This is a genomic window from Erwinia sp. CGal63 (assembly GCF_037026505.1).
In the GTDB taxonomy this organism is placed as follows: domain Bacteria; phylum Pseudomonadota; class Gammaproteobacteria; order Enterobacterales; family Enterobacteriaceae; genus Erwinia.
On record NZ_JAKUMN010000001.1, the window covers coordinates 934,435 to 951,744 of the forward strand.

The following is a 17,310-nucleotide window of genomic DNA, read 5'->3' on the forward strand; positions in this document are numbered from 1 at the left end:
TCCTTACTCGCTGACCGGTTGCGGAACGTTGGCCCATTCGCCGAGCGCGGCGACTCTTTCCGTTAGCAGCGTGGCGAAAGCGGCATCGTAGGCAAGTGGTCCGAACAGGGTTTCATCGGCGGCAAAACGGGCCAGCGCGTCGGGCTTTTCCATAATGTCGTGCCAGCTTTCCGGCTCCAGCGCGCCATCCTGATAAGCATAAGGAAGCTCACCGCGATGCCAGCGCTGCAAAAACAGGAAGAACAGCGCGGGTAAAAGAGCCGTTGCGCGAGGCGTTTCGCCGCGTGCATAGCACTCCGTCAGCGTTGGGGTAATAAATCCCGGAATTTTGGACAGGCCATCCGCCGCGACCCGCTGGTTGGTATCACAGATATAGGGATTAGCGAAACGCGCCAGCACCACGTCGCGGTAGGCCTGCAGGTCAAGCGGGCTGGGCGACAGCGAAGGAATAACATCCTGGGTGACATATTCCCAGGCCATCTCTTTTATCACCTGCGTCTGCGTGCTCTGATGAATAAAACGCTGTCCGACCAGCGTACCCGCCCAGGCGATGCAGCTGTGGCTGGCGTTAAGAATACGGATTTTCGCCTCTTCCCAAGGCAGCACGGAGTCCACCAGCGTCACGCCAGCCTTCTCCAGCGCTGGCCGACCAGCGGCAAAATTATCTTCCACCACCCACTGAATAAAGGCTTCGCCCATCACAGGCGCGCGATCGGCAAAACCGGTGGCGGCCAGTACGCGTGGCGCGATATCCGCCGTCGGACGCGGCGTAATGCGGTCTACCATAGTGTTGGGCGAGGTGGTTTGCTGTGTTACCCAGGCCAGCAGCCTGGCGTCATCGCATAACCGCAAAAAGGCGAGAAATCCCTCACGGAAACGCTCGCCGTTATGGCGCAGATTATCGCAGTTAAGCAGCGTGACCGGCTGGCCGTGCGCCGTCACGCGCGCCTGGAGTACGCGGCGTAACGCACCGTAGATTGTGCGCGCTTCGCCGCGCAAATCCGCCTGAATATCGGGATGACGAGGATCGAGGCGGTGATCGCTGTCCAGGTAATAGCCACTTTCGGTAACGGTAAAGCTGATAACCCGCGTGGCGTCGTCTGCGCCGCGTGTAACCATCGCCCGGAGTTCAGCATCCCAGGGAACAATATGTTTAATCGAGGTGATTTTTTCATACTCGCGTTCGCCTTCCGGCGTTACCGTTTCCAGCACGTATTTGCCGTTTTGCTGCGCCAGCGCGTCAAGTAAAGGCACCGCATCGTCGCGGATGTTGCTGAGCGCGATCTCCCAGCGCGGGGTGTCCAGCTGTAACAGACGATGCAGGTACCAGGCCTGATGAGCGCGATGAAAGGAACCCGCGCCGATGTGCAGCCAGACAGAGGGGGAAGCAGCGTTCATCTTACTCTCCTGTAATTGGGCTTTTGCTCTCTTGTTGAGCTTTTGCTTGATTGTGTTACAGCCTGGTGAAATTCTTGCCTGACGTCTGCGGGAGAGATCACAAAATTTGCTTTTGCCCGATAATCGGGCAATTATTCATTCAGTGACAGGAGAGCGAAAGAGAACCATGAGCAAGCATGACAGAAAGCTGGATCTGGCGGCCCGGGCCGCCTGGATGTATTACGTGGCGGGAGAAACCCAGCAGGATATAGCTGAAAAGCTGGGCGTATCGCGCCAGGTGGCGCAACGGCTGGTGGCGCTGGCTTCCGAGCAAGGTCTGGTCAGCGTTACGGTGAATCACGCCGTGGCGGAGTGTATGACGCTGGCGCAGCAGCTGCAGGAGAAGTTTGGCCTGCGGCTTTGTCAGGTAGTGCCTTCAGCAGGGGTTGAATCGGCCGGCCTGCAGCAGATGATCGCCGTTGCCGGCGCGGAAGTGATGGCGCAAATGCTGAAAAACGAGCGGCCGCAGATTGTCGCCGTGGGTTCGGGCAGAACGCTGCGCGCCACCATCGGCGAGCTGCCGGAACTGGACAGGCCGCAGCACAGCTGCGTTTCACTGATTGGCGCTATCGCCAGCGACGGCTCCTGTACCCGCTACGACGTGCCGCTGTGGATGGCGGAAAAAACGCAGGGGCGTTATTTCATCCTGCCGGCGCCGCTCTATGCCGACAGCGCGCAGGATCGCGAGCTGTGGTGCAACCATCGCATCTATCGCACGGTAACGGAGAAAGCCGCCCAGGCGGACGTGATGTTTGTCGGCATCGGTCAGGTCGCGCCGGGCTGCCCGCTGAACGCGGATGGCTTTATCAGCGACGCGGAGGTCGACGCGCTGCTTGCCGATCGCGTGGCTGCGGAGATGATCGGCCATTTTATCAGTGAGAAGGGCGAAAGAGCGGCAAGCGAGCTGGATAGTCGCCTGACCAGCGTTCCGCTTACACCCCACAGCCAGCGTAACATTATCGCTTTTGCGGGCGGCAGCGAAAAACAGCGGGCTATCGCCGCCGTGCTGCGTGGCGGCTGGATAAGCGGCCTGGTGACGGATGAAGCGAGCGCCCGTTTCGCGCTGGCTCAGGCGGGATGAATCTTTGCCAGCGCGCCCCGGTGAAGATACCATTAGGCTATCCTTAATTGTGGCCACCGGGGGATCTGTATCATGAGCTTTAACGACGAAGACCTGTTTAAAGACGCGATGGAAGACGTCACGCCGCTCAAGGATTGCAGCAATATACTTTGGTTGAAATCCCCCTCAACCAAATCGCCTCGGCAGCGCCAGGAAGAGCAGCAGCTGGATAACCCGCTGACCAGCGGTTTTCTGAGCGTCATCCCTCGTGAAACGCCGCTGGAATACAGAGCGGAAGGGGTTCAGCAGGGCGTGCTGGACAAGCTGCGGCTGGGCAAATATCAGATTGACGCCAGCCTCAATCTGCTGCGCCAGCCGGTGGAGATCTGCCGTCAGTCGCTCTACAGCTTTATGCTGGAGGCGGAACGGCACAACTACCGTAATCTGTTGATCGTGCATGGTAAAGGCAAAGAGGATGAGTCACACGCTAATATCGTGCGCAGCTATCTGGCGCGCTGGCTGCAGCAGTTTGATCAGGTTCAGGCATATTGCAACGCTCAGCCGCATCATGGCGGCAGCGGCGCCTGTTATGTCGGCCTGCGCAAAAGCGAGCAGGCGCGGCTGGAAAACCGCGAGAGGCATGCGAAACGCAGTCGTTAGCCTGAATGGGATTTGCGGATGGTCGCCATCAGCAGTTCAGCGCTGCGGCTAACGGGTACGCCGGTGCGGGTAATAATGCCGACCGGCTCGCCCGGGCCATGCGAGGCGATGGGCAGCGCGGCCAGCGCATTATGAAGCAGGTCGTCTTTAATGGCGCCGGAAGGCACGAACCAGACGTAGTTATAGCGCAGCGCCAGTTGACGGGCGAGGGAAGTGGCAGAGGTTTCCACCAGCGTATCCGGCAGGTGGCAGCCGTGCGTTTTCAGCATGGCGTCAGCGATGCGGCGCGGCGCAGTGCCTTCCGGCGAAATCACCACAGGCCAGTTCATGGCGCGGGAAAGCGTGACGTTGTCACTTAAAAGCGGATGGTCGGGCCGCACCACCAGCCGCAGAGATTCCAGAAACAGCAGCTCGTAAGTCAGCCCGGTCATCATCTCTGTTTCAGCCATACGGCCAATGCCTACTTCAAACTCGCCCGCTCTTAGTCCCGCCAACAGCACGTTATTGTGCAGCGTGGCGACCTGTACCAGCGTTCTGGGCTGCTGCTGCTGAAAACGTTCCAGAATCGAGGGCAGCATACCCAGCGCGACCGTGGTAAGCACGCCGATACGCAGTAAAGCCGGATCGCGGGTAGCAACAGGCGTAAGCGACTGGCCCGCATGGTTGAGCGCGTCCAGTATACGGACTGCATGGGTCAAAAACTGTTCGCCTGCCGTGGTCAGCTGTGCGCCAAGACGACCCCTTTCAAAAAGTCGGGCGCCGGCCATCTCCTCCAGTTCATTCAGCGTCTTTGAGAGCGCCGGCTGGCTGAGCGACAGCACTTCCGCGGCGCGCCCCAGCGTACCCTGCTGAGCCACGGCGACGAAAGTATGTAAATGGCGCAGGCGAATGCGCTGATTAAACAGGTAATTTTTTTCCATAACTGCAGCGTAGTCAGCTGGGCGGCGCACAGGCAAGCAGCTTGTTGCAATATTGTTAACCTTATTGCAAAATTTCATTAACAAAAGCCCGCTTTTTCCTCTCTTTTTGTCGCGCCGAATGAAAAGCCCTGATAATTTTGCTGATAAAAGCCCCTTTTTTCCCTGCGGATGCTGGCCTTTTCAGAGGAAATCGCTACAGAAAAGCGCGCAATTCGCTGGGTGAAACGTATAACTTTCCGTTATGATAGCCGACACTTTTTTACCGGAACCGACGCCGGCCCGTTTGGGACAGGCTGGCCATGGAGCGTTATCGTGGAAAGTAGTGTTGCGACAGATGTTCGCGCCCTGATTAACGAAGGCAGCGTCACCCGCTATCAACAGCGCATTATTGCCCTTTGCTTCGCCGTCGTGGCGATGGACGGCATGGATATAGCCCTGATGGGCTTTATCGCGCCTGCGCTTAAAGTGTCGTGGGGCGTCACAACTCAACAGCTGGGCGCTATTATCAGCGCGGCGCTGATCGGCCTGGCGCTGGGCGCGCTGTTCGCCGGGCCGCTTGCCGATCGTTTCGGCCGCCGGGTGATTATTATCAGCAGCGTCTTTTTCTTTGGCCTGTGGACGCTGGCAACCGCTTTTTCGCAAAACGCCGAACAGATGATGCTGTTCCGCTTTTTAACCGGCTTAGGCCTGGGCGCGGCGATGCCGAATGTCGGCACGCTGGTGGCGGAATACTCTCCGGAGCGCAAGCGCGCATTTATTATCACTATCGTCTTTTGCGGCTTTACCTTTGGCGCGGCGGGCGGCGGTTTTGCCGCCTCCTGGCTGATCCCCAATTATGGCTGGCACGCGGTGCTGGTGCTGGGCGGCCTGCTGCCGCTGCTGATAGTGCCGTTGCTGCTGAAATGGCTGCCGGAATCGCTGCGTTTTCTGCTGTCGCGCCACGCGCCCGCAGAGCGCATCCGGCAAATCGTCGAGAAAATGGCGCCGGGCCAGGTTGGGCTGGGCAGCCAGTTTGCCATGTCGGAAAAAGCGCAGCGCGAAGGCGCGGTAAAGCTGGTGCTGACCCGTCCTTATCTCACCGGCAGCGTGCTGCTGTGGGGCAGCTATTTTATGGGGCTGTTCCTGGTTTATCTGATCGGTAGCTGGCTGCCGTCGCTGGTTAAAGATATGGGTATGACGGTGACCCAGGCTGCGCTGGTCACCGCGATGTATCAGGCTGGCGGCACCCTGGGCTCGCTGTTTGCCGGCTGGATGATGGATCGCTTCAACGCCAACCTGGCGCTTGCCGCCATCTATTTTACCGGCGCCATCGCCACGGTGGCGATTGGCTATGCGCCGGCGCATACGCTGATTTTAAGCCTCGTCGCCTTTAGCAGCGGCTTCTGCCTGAACGGCGCCAATACCGGCATGAACGCGCTTTCGGCCAGCTATTATCCCACGCGCGCGCGCGCCACGGGTTCCAGCTGGATGCACGGCGTAGGCCGCATGGGCGCTATACTCAGCGCTTTTGCCGGCGCGCAGATGCTGTCGATGGGCTGGCATATCACGGAAGTTTTCTCCAGCCTGGCAATCCCCGCCGTGCTGACCTCGCTTATGCTGCTGGCGAAATACCGTTTCGGCTACCAGCGCAGCGAAGAGTAGCGTTAAAGCCCGCTCGCTACCTCTCGCGAGCGCTGTAAATTTCCCCTTACGAACGGGAAGCCATGACGCTTCCCAGTCCGCAATTCTGCTACATCATCAGCCAAAAAACCAGGGCCGATGTTTATGCTAACCTTCTGTTTTTAAAGTCTGTTGCAACCACCTTATAGTCATTATTGTTAAGCTAACGTAAGCATTTTCTGTAAATAAGGCCGCCTGTTGGACTTTGCCGTAGCGCTTGCAAATAATAGTGAGCAGATTACTCAGGACGCAGCGATGAAAAACGAACGCTTGATAAGGATAAAGACGGCGGAAGGGACACTGTGCGGTACGCTGGATAAGGAGGTTTTTGTGTTCAGGGGCATTCCCTACGCTGCGCCACCGACGGGCGCTCGCCGCTGGCAGCCGCCGAAGCCGGTGACGCCGTGGCAGGGTGAGCGCGACGCGACGGCATGGGGCGCGGCCAGCTGGCAGAATCGCCAGTACTGCATGGCGGTCGGCGGCGGCGATCCGGGCGCTTTTAGCGAGGATTGTCTCTACCTGAACGTCTGGACGCCGGAAACCGAGCCGGCCGGGCCGATGCCGGTTATGGTCTGGATCCACGGCGGCGGCTTCACTATCGGCGCCGCAGGCCTGGCGCCCTATATCGGTCGGCCTCTTGCTTCTCAGGGCGTGGTGGTAGTGACCCTGAACTATCGCCTCGGCCATCTTGGCTTTTTCGCTCATCCGGCGCTGGATAAAGAGTATGCGCCGGGCGAGGTCGTCAACAACTTCGCGCTGCTGGATCAAATCGCGGCGCTGCAGTGGGTGCAGCGTAATATCGCCGCGTTTGGCGGTAATCCGCATAACGTCACTATTTTTGGCGAATCCTCCGGCGCGCGCAGCGTGCTCTCGCTTTTTTCCTCGCCGCTCTCTGCCGGACTGTTTCATAAAGGTATCGCTCAGAGCGCCTACGCGCTGCCCGATATTCCTCGCGAGAAAGCGCTGGCGAACGGCGAAAAGCTGGCCCGTCATTTTAATTTGCCCGACGCCACGGCAGAGCAGCTGCGCTCGTTGCCTGCGGACGCCTTCTGGCCGCTGGAAAGCTCCCTGGCCAACGGCCCGGTAGCGATAGCCGGCGACAGAGTACTGCCACAGCCGATGCTGACGGTCTTCAACAATGCCGCCCAGCATAAGCTGCCGCTGATGATCGGCAGCAACAGCGACGAAGCGAGCGTGCTCAGCTATTTTGGCGTGGACCCCGCGCTGATTATCAAACAGCTGCGCGAGACGCAGCGCCTGGGTCTGCGGCTGAAAATGATCCGCCTGCTTTATGACGGGCTCTACGATGACGACAAGCTGGGCAGGCAGGTCGCGCGCGACATGACCTTTACCGCTATGGGCTATATCGCCGCGCTGTCGCAGTGCCGCAACGGCGTGCCGGTCTGGCGCTATTACTTCGACTATGTATCAGAAAATTCGCGCGATCTCTATCCCGACGGCACCTGGCACGGCAACGAGATCCCCTATACCCTGAACACGCTCGACGAGCTGTCGGAACAGATGGGCGATCGGCCTTTCACTGACAGCGATCGCGAATTCGCCCGCAAGGTCAGCGGCTACTGGCTCAACTTCGCCCGTCATGCCAGCATCTTTTCGCACCGGCTGGAAGGGGAAACCGACTGGCCCGCCTGGCGGCCCGGCACGGATGTATTGATGCGCCTGGGCGACAAAGGCCCGATCCTGAAGCTGGAGAAAAACTTTATGCGCCGGCGTATGCAGCTGTTTCGCCTGCTGATGAAAGGTATGGTCAGGTTACGCGAATAATTTTTTAACATAGTCGTTATCTGATTATAACGGCCCGCAATAATAAAAACAGAGGCGCAGCAAGGACTTAACCCGGCGAATTGACTTCTAACTTAATGAATAAAAAGAAATAACTACTCATGCTTTTATCGTGCGTGCCGATAATCCCTGTCAGGCGTCCACCACTCAGGACGAGCACACGGGTTTTTACATCGTTACGGAGTAGTTATGAATTTGCTAAAAGACTTTACCATCCGCAGCGTAATGCTGTGGATACTCGGGCTGTTCTGTCTGTTGTGGACGGCGGTGGGTATCTATAGCGTCTGCGCGCTGAACTCGCTGGGCAAGGGCAATGAGGTCGATCGTCAGCTGGTAAACCAGATGACCACCTTAAGTAAAGGCAACGACCAGTATTTCCGCTTTATCACTCGCCTGACGCGCGCAGTGGAGTCCCGTCAGGCAGGCAGCCCGACCGCTGCCGCCGATATGGCTTCCGTGCAGAAAGCGCTGGATAACATGGCAAAGCTGCTGAACGATTTTAAAGCTGAAGCGCCGGGCCCAATGGAGCCAGGCTATGCCGCCGCGGTGATCGCCAGCTGGCAGAAGCTGCTGGATGAGGGCGTGCTGCCGCAGATGCGTCTGGCCCAGCAGCCGACGCTGGACGATTTTCGCCGTCATGCCGCCAGCGTTACGCCGCCGCTGAGCCGCGCTTTCGGCGCCAGCCTGGATAAGTTTAACGTTGCCGCCGGCGAAAAACTGGATGTCACCAGAGTCACCGTGGATCATCTGACCGATATGACTAAAATGATCATCGTGCTGGCGGTTATTGCCGGTCTGCTGATCCTGCTGTTCACCGATCGTTACCTGGTTAAAATGCTGGTTCGTCCGCTCGACGGCATGCGCGAGCACTTTCGCCGCATCGCTGAAGGCGATCTGAGCCATCCGCTGGAAGATATCGGCCGCAACTGCGTCGGTAAACTGGTGCCGCTGCTGCGCGCCATGCAGGACAGCCTGCGTGACGCGGTCAGCGCTATCCGCAGCGGTACGGACAATATCTATCGCGGCGCGACGGAAATTTCTTCCGGCAACAACGATCTCTCTTCACGTACTGAACAGCAGGCCGCCGCGCTGGAAGAAACCGCCGCGAGTATGGAGCAGCTGACGGCTACCGTAAAATTCAACGCCGACAACGCGCGTCAGGCCAGCGATCTGGCACAGAGCGCTTCGACGACGGCCAGCAAAGGCGGCAAGCTGGTGAAGGATGTGGTTGATACCATGCAGGGCATCTCCGGCAGCTCGCGCAAGATCGCCGAGATTACCAGCGTCATCAACAGTATCGCTTTCCAGACTAATATCCTGGCGCTGAACGCGGCCGTGGAAGCAGCGCGCGCAGGCGAGCAGGGTCGCGGTTTTGCCGTGGTAGCCAGCGAAGTGCGTAATCTGGCCCAGCGCAGCGCCGGCGCGGCCAAAGAGATTGAAACCTTGATTGCTGACTCCGTCACTCGCGTCAATCAGGGCTCGAAGCTGGTTGGCGAAGCCGGAAGCACTATGGACGAGATGCTGCAGGCGGTAGCGGAAGTGGTGGAGATCATGAAGCAGATCGCCTCCGCGTCGGAAGAGCAGAGCAAAGGCATTTCGCAGATCGGCACCGCCATTACCGAAATGGACAGCGTGACGCAGCAGAACGCATCGCTGGTTGAGGAAGTTTCCACGGCGGCCAGCGCGCTGGAGCGTCAGACCGAAGAGCTGACGCTCTCCGTGTCTAAGTTCCGTCTTTCAGCAGGTCAGGCCGCGTCGCCTTCGTATGTTAAAAGCGCGCCGGTAAGCGCGCGGCCGCTGGCGGCAAAAGCCAGCGCCGACGACTGGGTCTCTTTCTGATTTCGTTCACCTTAAGGTACAGGCTCTTTGAGCCTGCACCTTCGCAGTACGCTCTGGCGCCCTGAACGGGCGCTTTTTTTACGCCTGAATAGCGGCCAGCAGGCAGAGCTGCTCCGCTACCTGATAAGATTTCACGAAAGAGGAGACGGGCAGAAATTCAAATCGTGAGTGGAAGTTGTGCGCGCCGGTAAAAAAGTTAGGCGTTAACAATCCCTTTGCCGAGAGCGCCGCGCCATCCGTTCCACCCCGCATCGGCGTCACTTTCGCCGGAATAGCCAGCTTTTCCAGCGCGGCGAACAGCAGATCGATCGCTCGTCGATCTTCACCAATAGCATTGCTGATATTGCTGTAAATATCGTTAAGCTTTACCTCGACCTTACCGGTTGGATACTGCCCGGCGATCAGCGCAGCGACCTCATTAATCTGCTGTTTACGCTGCCCGAAACTCTGCAGGTCAAAATCACGGATTGAAGCTTTCATCCGAGCTTCGCTGGCATTGGCCGTCAGCTCGTTAAACCAGATATAGCCTTCACGGCCGGCGGTATGCTCCGGCGTCTGCTGCCGGTCGAAATGGCTGATAAAATCCCAGGCCATCAGCAAAGGGTTGACCAGCACGCCTTTGCCCGACATCGGATGGGCCGGCACGCCGGTAAAACGGATCTCCGCCGCCGCCGCGTTAAAGTTCTCAAACACGACTTCGCCCAGCTCGCAGCAGTCGATGGTATAGGCGAAATCCACCTTAAAACGCTTTTCCAGATCCAGCGCTTTGGCGCCGCGCAGGCCGATCTCTTCGTCGGGCACGAAGGCCACCACGATATCGCCATGCGCTGCCGACGCCCTGAGGTTTTCCAGCAGCGTCATCACCACGGTGACGGCGGCCTTGTTATCGGCGCCCAGCACGCTGGTGCCGTCGCTGAAAATAATCTCCTGGTCTTTATAGGGCAAGATTTCCGGATGTTCGTCCACACGCAGCCAGATAGCCTGTTCGCGGTTGAGACAAAGATCCTCACCGGTAAAGCGTAATATCTGCGGGTGAATTTGCGGCGAAAGTCCCACATCTACGGTGTCGATATGGGTAATAAAACCAATGCGCGGCGCGCCAGGCATGTTGCCGGGCAGCACGGCGGTCACGGTCGCGTGGTCGTCCACGACCACATCCTGTAGCCGCAGCACGCGCAGCTCTTCCGCCAGCAAATTAGCCAGCTCCTGCTGACCAGGCGTGCTGGGCAGGCTGGTTGCGGCGGCGTCGCTTTGACTGGTAACGGCAAGGTAGCGGAAAAAACGGTGGGTTAGCTGGCTGGCCAGTTGCTGAGACATAAACTTTCCTGTTAACGGCAGTGAAGGGGAAAAGGGCCGTCCGGCCCCCTGATCAGCAGACGCCGAAGTCGCCATCCTCATGGTAGAGATTGACCGAGCTGGCGGGCACCTCGATCTCTTTCTTCTCGGCGTCATCCACTCTGGCACAGTAGAGCGTTTCGCCTTTCACCTGCAGTACCAGCATCTTTGGGCCGCCGGTTTTACTCTGTACGATATCATCGGGTTTAAACATGGTTTTCTCCTCTCGACTCTTATCTATTAATGGTCAGCGAATGAGCATTTGCAAGCGTACGGCCAGCAAAGTGCCGGAAACTCACTATACTCTCTATTCACCATAAGCAAACGGGAGGATATTGATGACTATTCATAAGAAAGGTCAGGCACACTGGGAAGGCGATATCAAGAAAGGTAAGGGCACCATCAGCACCGAAAGCGGCGCGCTGAAAGAGCAGCCTTACGGTTTCAACACCCGCTTTGAAGGTCAGCCCGGCACCAACCCGGAAGAGCTGATCGGCGCGGCGCACGCCGCCTGCTTCTCTATGGCGCTCTCGCTGATGCTGGGAAATGAAGGTCTGACGCCGGAAAGCATCGACACCACGGCGGACGTTTCGCTGGATAAAGTCGGCGAAGGGTTCAAAATTACTAAAATCGCGCTGCAGAGCCAGATTAAACTGCCCGGCGCCGACAGCGCTAAATTTGATGAAATCATCAATAAAGCCAAAGCGGGCTGTCCGGTTTCGCAGCTGATGAATGCGGAAATCACTCTGGATTATAAACTGAATTAATCCGCTCTTATTCTGCCCTGCCATTCGGCAGGGTATTGACGCTTTCTCTTACTTACCTGTTAGATCTTCCGACTCTATTCGCCTGCAGAGGTCTGAAAATTCCGGTCTGTTATCTCTTCTGGCATCTTATCTATCCCCTGGATTCATTTCTTTTGCCAATCTTTAATCCCAATATAGCCTTAATTGTTTTTATATGATGCTAATAAGGAAAACGGTTTGATAAACCCGATTTTCTCGTCAGCAAAAGAGTAAAAATTCCAGCACCTCTATAAGTAAAAGTAATATCTGGTTGATTAAAAAAGGTTCCTTTTGCTATTTCACGCAAACAGGGTTAATAGTGATGGCTGATAAGTTTTTAGCAGGGCTGAATGATAATGGCAGGTATAACGGCAATAACAGAGATGTAATCTAACCAAAGGGGAAGGCAATGAAGCAAAGGGGAGTAAAAAGTATTATCGCTATGGCCTTGCTGGCGGCGGCAACGGGCGCTACGGCGAAAACGCTGGTGTTCTGCTCGGAAGGCTCACCGGAAAATTTTAATCCGCAGCTCTATACCTCGGGCACCAGCGTCGACGCCAGCGCCGCACCCATCTATAATCGGCTGGTGGATTTTAAGCCGGGCACCACGGAATTAGTGCCGAGCCTGGCGGAGCGCTGGGATATCAGTCCGGACGGCACCGTTTATACTTTCCATTTGCGTAAGGGCGTTAAGTTTCAAAGCAATCGTTATTTTCGGCCCACGCGCGACTTCGGCGCTGACGATGTCATCTTCTCGTTTATGCGGCAGAAAGATCCGCAGCACCCCTACCACAACGTTTCCGGCGGCACCTATGCTAACTTCGACAGCCTTGAGTTCGCCTCGCTGATTAAGAGTATCGAAAAGCTGGACGAGCATACCGTGCGCTTTACCCTGGCGCACGCCGAAGCGCCTTTTCTGGCGGATTTAGCCTGGTATTTCGCGTCGATTCTGCCTGCTGAATATGCCGATGCGATGCTAAAAGCGGGCACGCCGGAAAAAGTCGACAGCGATCCGATCGGCACCGGGCCTTTTATGCTGGCGCAGTATCAGAAAGATTCACGCATTCTCTATCGCGCCTTTCCCGACTACTGGCAGGGCAAAGCGAAGCTGGATCGGCTGGTGTTCTCCATTACCCCGGACGCTTCGGTGCGCCTGGCCAAGCTGAGCAAAAACGAATGCCAGGTGATGCCTTTCCCAAATCCGGCGGATCTGCCGAGGATGCGCGCGGATAAAAACATTACGCTGATGCAGAAATCGGGGCTGAATACCGGTTTCCTGGCCTTCAATACGCAGAAAGCGCCAACCGACAAGGTGCAGGTACGCCAGGCGTTGGCGATGGCTATTAATAAAAAGGCTATTATCGACGCCGTTTTTCAGGGCACCGGCACCGTGGCGAAAAATCTGCTGCCGCCCGATGTCTGGAGCGCCGCCAGCGATCTGCAGGATTACGCTTACGATCCAGCGCGGGCCAAAGCGCTGCTGAAAGAAGCGGGGATCGCGCCAGGCGCTACTATAGATCTGTGGGCGATGCCCGTGCAGCGGCCCTATAACCCTAACGCCCGCCGTATGGCGGAGATGATTCAGGCCGACTGGCAAAAAATAGGGATTAACGCCCGCATCGTCACCTATGAATGGGGCGAATATCTCCAGCGCGTGAAGAGCGGCGAGCATCAGGCGGCGCTGATGGGCTGGACCACCGCGACCGGCGATCCCGATAACTTTTTCGGCCCGCTGTTCAGCTGCACCGCGGCGGAGGGCGGTTCCAATTCGTCTAAGTGGTGCTATAAACCGTTCGACACGCTGATTACCGAGGCGCGCGCCGAACAGGATCACCAAAAGCGCGTCGTGCTTTATCGTCAGGCGCAGCAGATGATGCATGACCAGATGCCGGCGGTGATGATTGCGCACTCCACGATTTTCGAGCCGGTGCGCAAAGAGGTCACGGGCTATGAGATCGATCCCTTTGGCAAACATCTCTTCTGGCAGGTCGATCTGAAATAGCCTGTTAACCGATTACGGCGGAGAAGCACCGATTTTTAGCTGGCGCTCTCCGTCATGTTGGCCAACTCCTCACAGACGAAAGCAAGAAAAAGGTTCAGCGCCGCCGAGCGCTGACGGCCCGTTACCGTCTGTATCTGCAATGTGCGCTGGGTCAGCTGGTCGATACCCAAAGAACGCAGCGCAAGATCTTTTTCGCCGAGCTGTAACAGCACGGTAAAGCGGCTGCACAGCGTTATCGCCAGCGGGTTTTGCTGCAGAAACGCGTAGAGCGTGCTGAAATTATTGCAGGTCAACACTGGCTCAATCAGCGTGCCGCTCATCTGACAGGAGAGATCGAACAGCTGGCGCACCGTAGTCGCGCGGTCTGGCAGCGCCATCGGCCAGGCAGAGAGATCCTGTAGACGAATCGGCTTTTCTGCCAGCGGATGCGTTTTACGCATCACCATCAGCACCGGTGCAGGCCACGAACCCAATACCTCCACGCCGCGCTCCGGATGCAGGCTGAACTGAAAGGCGACATCGCATTCGCCCTGGCGCAGAATATCCGCCACTTCTTCAACGCTGCCCACGGTAAGCGTAAAGCTCACTGCCGGATTAAGCTGGCGAAACCGCGAGCAAAGCCCTGGCAGCAGGCTGAACGCCAGACCATCGGGACAGGCAATGCGCAGCGCCGTTCGCCGCACCGCTTTCAGTCCCTTAATCTCCGCACGAGCCTGTTCCATAGCCAGCATGCTGCGCCTGACATGGCTCTCAAAAATCCTTCCCGCGTCGTTAAGGATCATGCCGCGTGGGTGCCGTTCAAACAGCGGCACGCCGACTTCCGCCTCCAGCCGCTGGATCTGGCGGCTGATAGCCGAAACCGCCACAAATAGCTGCTGGCTGGCGGCACTCAGCGAACCCGTCGTGGCCACGGCAAGAAAATAACGAACTTCCGGACTTAGCATAGCGCTGCCTCTTATTGGTGCATGCCGCCTGATTGTGCAGAAAAGGTTTGCTATTAAAGCAAAGCTGGTTTGATATTTTTATCATTGTGGCAAAGCGGGATTTTAGCTTAGATGGAGGCGATAACAATATAAATCAGCACACACAGGGCGACTTATGACTATCGATCGGCTTTTAGCGCAGACCGCGGCATGGTTTGACAGCGGAGAGTTTAAACAGACACTGGCGAGACGCGTGGCGATTCGTTCCGAAAGCCAGCGCGAAGATCGCGACGCGGAAATTCAGCGCTATCTGCATCAGGAAATCGCGCCAGCTATGCAGGCGTTGGGTTTTGAGCTGAGGCCGATCGACAATCCTCAGGCGCCGCTGCGTCCTTTTCTGCTGGCATCGCGCATTGAAGACGCCGCTTTGCCAACGCTGCTCTGTTATGGGCACGGCGACGTGGTGTTTGGCGACGATGAAAACTGGCGTGAAGGGCTGACTCCCTGGCAGCTGACGGAAGAGGGCGATCGCTGGTATGGCCGAGGCAGCGCCGATAATAAAGGCCAGCATTCAGTGAATATCGCCGCGCTGGAGCAGGTTTTTCAGGCTCGCGGCGGCAGGCTGGGCTTTAACTGCAAATTTCTGTTTGAGATGGGCGAAGAAATCAGCTCGCCCGGACTGGCGCAGATTTGCCGCGACAACCAGGCATTACTGAGTGCGGATATTTTTATCGCCTCTGATGGCCCGAGGCTAAGCGCCGAAAGGCCGACGCTGTTTCTTGGCTCTCGCGGCGCGGTGAACGTGCAGCTGAGCATCAACGCCCGCGATCGCGACTATCACTCCGGCAACTGGGGCGGCCTGCTCAGCAATCCGGGCACCCAGCTGGCGAACGCTTTCGCTTCGCTGGTCAATCAACATGGCCAGCTACAGGTCGCCGCGCTAAAGCCGCCGGCGCTGACGGAAGAGGTGCGTGAAATCCTTAGCGACATTAGCGTGCAGCAGAGCGAGCAAGGGCCGCAGCTCGATCCGCACTGGGGCGAAGCGGGACTGACGCCGACCGAGCGGCTTTACGGCTGGAACACGCTGGAGCTGCTGTCGTTTCTGACCGGCAATCCGGCGCGGCCAATGAATGCCATTCCGGGCAGCGCTACGGCGGTTTGCCAGCTGCGTTTTGTGGTTGGCACCGACTGGGAAAATATTGAACATCATCTGCGCGAGCATCTTGCTGCCAGAGGCTTTGGCCAGGTTGAGGTGAAGCTGTTGCGCGGTTCACCGGCAACCCGGCTCGATCCACGTAGTCCGCTGGTAGGCTGGGCGCTGGAAGCGATGCGCCAGGTCAGCGGCAAAAAGCCTGCGCTGCTGCTGAACCTGGGCGGCTCGCTGCCGAACGACGTCTTCGCGCATATCCTCAACCTGCCGACGCTGTGGGTTCCGCACTCTTATCCCGCCTGCGGCCAGCACGCCGTGGATGAACACATGCTGCAATCTATCGCGCGCGAAGGATTATTGATGATGACGCGGCTGCTGTGGGATCTGGGTGAAAAGGGCGACGAACTGATCGCCGGCCACCGTCGTTTTCAGCAGCAAAGAGGAGCGGCGCAATGAGCACGTTAATTGAGCGGCAAAGTGCGGCTGGCGTCGCAGCGCCTAATCTTTATAAAACGCTGTTCGCCACCTGTATCGGCAACGCGCTGGAGTGGTTCGACATCGCGGTATACGGCTTCTTCGCCAGCTATATAGCGCACGCCTTTTTTCCAACGGCGGATCCGGCGGTGTCGCTGCTGCTGACCTTCGGCAGTTTCGGCGTCTCCTTTCTTATTCGCCCGCTTGGCGCGGTGGTGCTGGGCGCTTACGCCGATCGAGTGGGCCGTAAAAAAGCGCTGCTGCTTTCCATTTCGCTGATGATGCTGGGCGGCGCAATTATCGTGCTGATGCCTGCTTACGCCACCATCGGTCTGGCCGCGCCCGTGCTGGTACTGGTGGCGCGGCTGATTCAGGGCTTTTCGGCGGGCGGCGAGTTCGGCAGCTCGACGGCTTTTCTGGTGGAGCATTTTCCGGAGCGCCGCGCTTTTATCGCCAGCTGGCAATTTGCGACCCAGGGCGCCAGCACGCTGATGGCTTCGGCTTTCGGTCTTGGGCTGACCCACTTTTTGAGCGAGGAACAAATTGAGAGCTGGGGCTGGCGCATTCCTTTTGCTTTCGGCCTGCTGATTGGCCCGGTCGGGCTCTATATTCGTCGCCATCTGCACGAGCCGGAGAGCTTCAGCCGGGGCGAAAAAGTACGCTCGCCGCTCAGGCTGCTTGTCGGCCAGCAGAAAAACCTGATGCTGTTGGCGATGGGCCTGATGATTATTTCAACGGGCATCAACTACATGCTTAACTATGTGCCGACCTATGCCACTAAAAACCTGCATCTTTCCGGTACGGCGGCCTTCAGCGCCACGCTGCTGGCGGGCATTATTCTGACGGTCGTAACGCCGCTGATGGGGCTTTGGGCGGAAAAAATTGGCCGCGGGCCGCTGATGTGGGGATCGCTGGCGCTGCTGCTGCTGACCATCTATCCGGCCTTCGCACTGGTGGTCAACCAGCCGACCGCGGCCAGGCTGCTGATACTGGTTGGCTGGCTGGCGCTGTTGAAATCGGTCTACTTTTCCGTCGTACCTTCGATGATGGCCGATCTCTTTCCCGTGACCACGCGCGCCAGCGGCATGGCCATTAGTTACAACGTTGCTGTAACCCTGTTTGGCGGGTTCGCGCCGCTGATCTGTACGTTACTGATTAGCGCAACCGGAACCAGCCTGGCACCGGGCTGGTATCTGATTGCGCTGGCGCTTTGCAGCAGCTGGGCGCTGCTGAAAAGTCAAAGCAGGTTACAGGCGAAGTAAC

14 protein-coding genes are annotated in these 17,310 nt (G+C 57.7%); 9 read left to right on the top strand and 5 right to left on the bottom strand.

Features of this window, described 5'->3' with window-relative positions; all coding sequences use genetic code 11:
- Nucleotides 1-3 precede the first annotated feature (3 nt).
- Complete coding sequence (gene dalD / locus MKZ79_RS04210; protein ID WP_336140346.1) at nucleotides 4-1,398, bottom strand: D-arabinitol 4-dehydrogenase; 1,395 nt, start codon at nucleotides 1,396-1,398, stop codon at nucleotides 4-6.
- Between the two features lie 166 nt (nucleotides 1,399-1,564).
- Between dalD and MKZ79_RS04215 the strand changes: the two genes are divergently transcribed.
- On the top strand, nucleotides 1,565-2,518 hold the full coding sequence (locus MKZ79_RS04215; RefSeq protein ID WP_336140347.1) for a sugar-binding transcriptional regulator: 954 nt from the start codon (nucleotides 1,565-1,567) through the stop codon (nucleotides 2,516-2,518).
- Nucleotides 2,519-2,590: 72 nt separating this feature from the next.
- Complete coding sequence (gene smrA, locus MKZ79_RS04220; RefSeq protein ID WP_336140348.1) at nucleotides 2,591-3,157, top strand: DNA endonuclease SmrA; 567 nt, start codon at nucleotides 2,591-2,593, stop codon at nucleotides 3,155-3,157.
- On the opposite strand, the gene MKZ79_RS04225 is transcribed toward smrA, so the two are convergent.
- Nucleotides 3,154-4,077 carry a LysR substrate-binding domain-containing protein gene (locus tag MKZ79_RS04225; protein WP_336140349.1) on the bottom strand — a complete coding sequence of 308 codons (924 nt, stop codon included), beginning with the start codon at nucleotides 4,075-4,077 and terminating at the stop codon, nucleotides 3,154-3,156. The genes smrA and MKZ79_RS04225 overlap by 4 nt on opposite strands.
- A 312-nt stretch (nucleotides 4,078-4,389) precedes the next feature.
- On the opposite strand from MKZ79_RS04225, the gene MKZ79_RS04230 reads away from it, so the two are divergent.
- The 3 genes from MKZ79_RS04230 to MKZ79_RS04240 all read left to right on the top strand — a co-directional run bounded on the left by MKZ79_RS04230 (nucleotide 4,390) and on the right by MKZ79_RS04240 (nucleotide 9,378).
- Nucleotides 4,390-5,718 carry an MFS transporter gene (locus MKZ79_RS04230; protein WP_336140350.1) on the top strand — a complete coding sequence of 443 codons (1,329 nt, stop codon included), beginning with the start codon at nucleotides 4,390-4,392 and terminating at the stop codon, nucleotides 5,716-5,718.
- Nucleotides 5,719-5,991: 273 nt separating this feature from the next.
- A complete protein-coding gene (locus tag MKZ79_RS04235; RefSeq protein WP_336140351.1) occupies nucleotides 5,992-7,521 on the top strand; it encodes a carboxylesterase/lipase family protein in 1,530 nt (509 codons plus the stop codon).
- Nucleotides 7,522-7,728: 207 nt separating this feature from the next.
- Complete coding sequence (locus tag MKZ79_RS04240; protein WP_336140352.1) at nucleotides 7,729-9,378, top strand: methyl-accepting chemotaxis protein; 1,650 nt, start codon at nucleotides 7,729-7,731, stop codon at nucleotides 9,376-9,378.
- 78 nt (nucleotides 9,379-9,456) lie between these two features.
- Here the strand turns inward: MKZ79_RS04240 and pepT are convergent, their stop codons facing one another.
- Together pepT and MKZ79_RS04250 are read right to left on the bottom strand one after the other, a co-directional pair.
- The gene (gene pepT / locus MKZ79_RS04245; protein WP_336140353.1) at nucleotides 9,457-10,695 is read right to left on the bottom strand and encodes a peptidase T; all 1,239 of its coding nucleotides are present in this window, start codon (nucleotides 10,693-10,695) and stop codon (nucleotides 9,457-9,459) included.
- Between the two features lie 52 nt (nucleotides 10,696-10,747).
- Complete coding sequence (locus MKZ79_RS04250; protein WP_336140355.1) at nucleotides 10,748-10,927, bottom strand: DUF2158 domain-containing protein; 180 nt, start codon at nucleotides 10,925-10,927, stop codon at nucleotides 10,748-10,750.
- 124 nt (nucleotides 10,928-11,051) lie between these two features.
- On the opposite strand from MKZ79_RS04250, the gene MKZ79_RS04255 reads away from it, so the two are divergent.
- The gene (locus tag MKZ79_RS04255; RefSeq protein WP_336140356.1) at nucleotides 11,052-11,480 is read left to right on the top strand and encodes an OsmC family protein; all 429 of its coding nucleotides are present in this window, start codon (nucleotides 11,052-11,054) and stop codon (nucleotides 11,478-11,480) included.
- Between the two features lie 460 nt (nucleotides 11,481-11,940).
- Nucleotides 11,941-13,500 carry an ABC transporter substrate-binding protein gene (locus MKZ79_RS04260; RefSeq protein WP_442897136.1) on the top strand — a complete coding sequence of 520 codons (1,560 nt, stop codon included), beginning with the start codon at nucleotides 11,941-11,943 and terminating at the stop codon, nucleotides 13,498-13,500.
- Between the two features lie 35 nt (nucleotides 13,501-13,535).
- Here the strand turns inward: MKZ79_RS04260 and MKZ79_RS04265 are convergent, their stop codons facing one another.
- Nucleotides 13,536-14,444 (bottom strand): LysR family transcriptional regulator, encoded by a 909-nt coding sequence (locus MKZ79_RS04265; RefSeq protein WP_336140358.1) that lies wholly within the window; start codon nucleotides 14,442-14,444, stop codon nucleotides 13,536-13,538.
- 154 nt (nucleotides 14,445-14,598) lie between these two features.
- On the opposite strand from MKZ79_RS04265, the gene MKZ79_RS04270 reads away from it, so the two are divergent.
- Both MKZ79_RS04270 and MKZ79_RS04275 read left to right on the top strand, forming a co-directional pair.
- Nucleotides 14,599-16,029 carry a M20 family metallopeptidase gene (locus MKZ79_RS04270; RefSeq protein ID WP_336140359.1) on the top strand — a complete coding sequence of 477 codons (1,431 nt, stop codon included), beginning with the start codon at nucleotides 14,599-14,601 and terminating at the stop codon, nucleotides 16,027-16,029.
- Nucleotides 16,026-17,309 carry an MFS transporter gene (locus tag MKZ79_RS04275; protein ID WP_336140360.1) on the top strand — a complete coding sequence of 428 codons (1,284 nt, stop codon included), beginning with the start codon at nucleotides 16,026-16,028 and terminating at the stop codon, nucleotides 17,307-17,309. Before MKZ79_RS04270 ends, MKZ79_RS04275 begins: the two co-directional genes overlap by 4 nt.
- Nucleotide 17,310 lies beyond the last annotated feature (1 nt).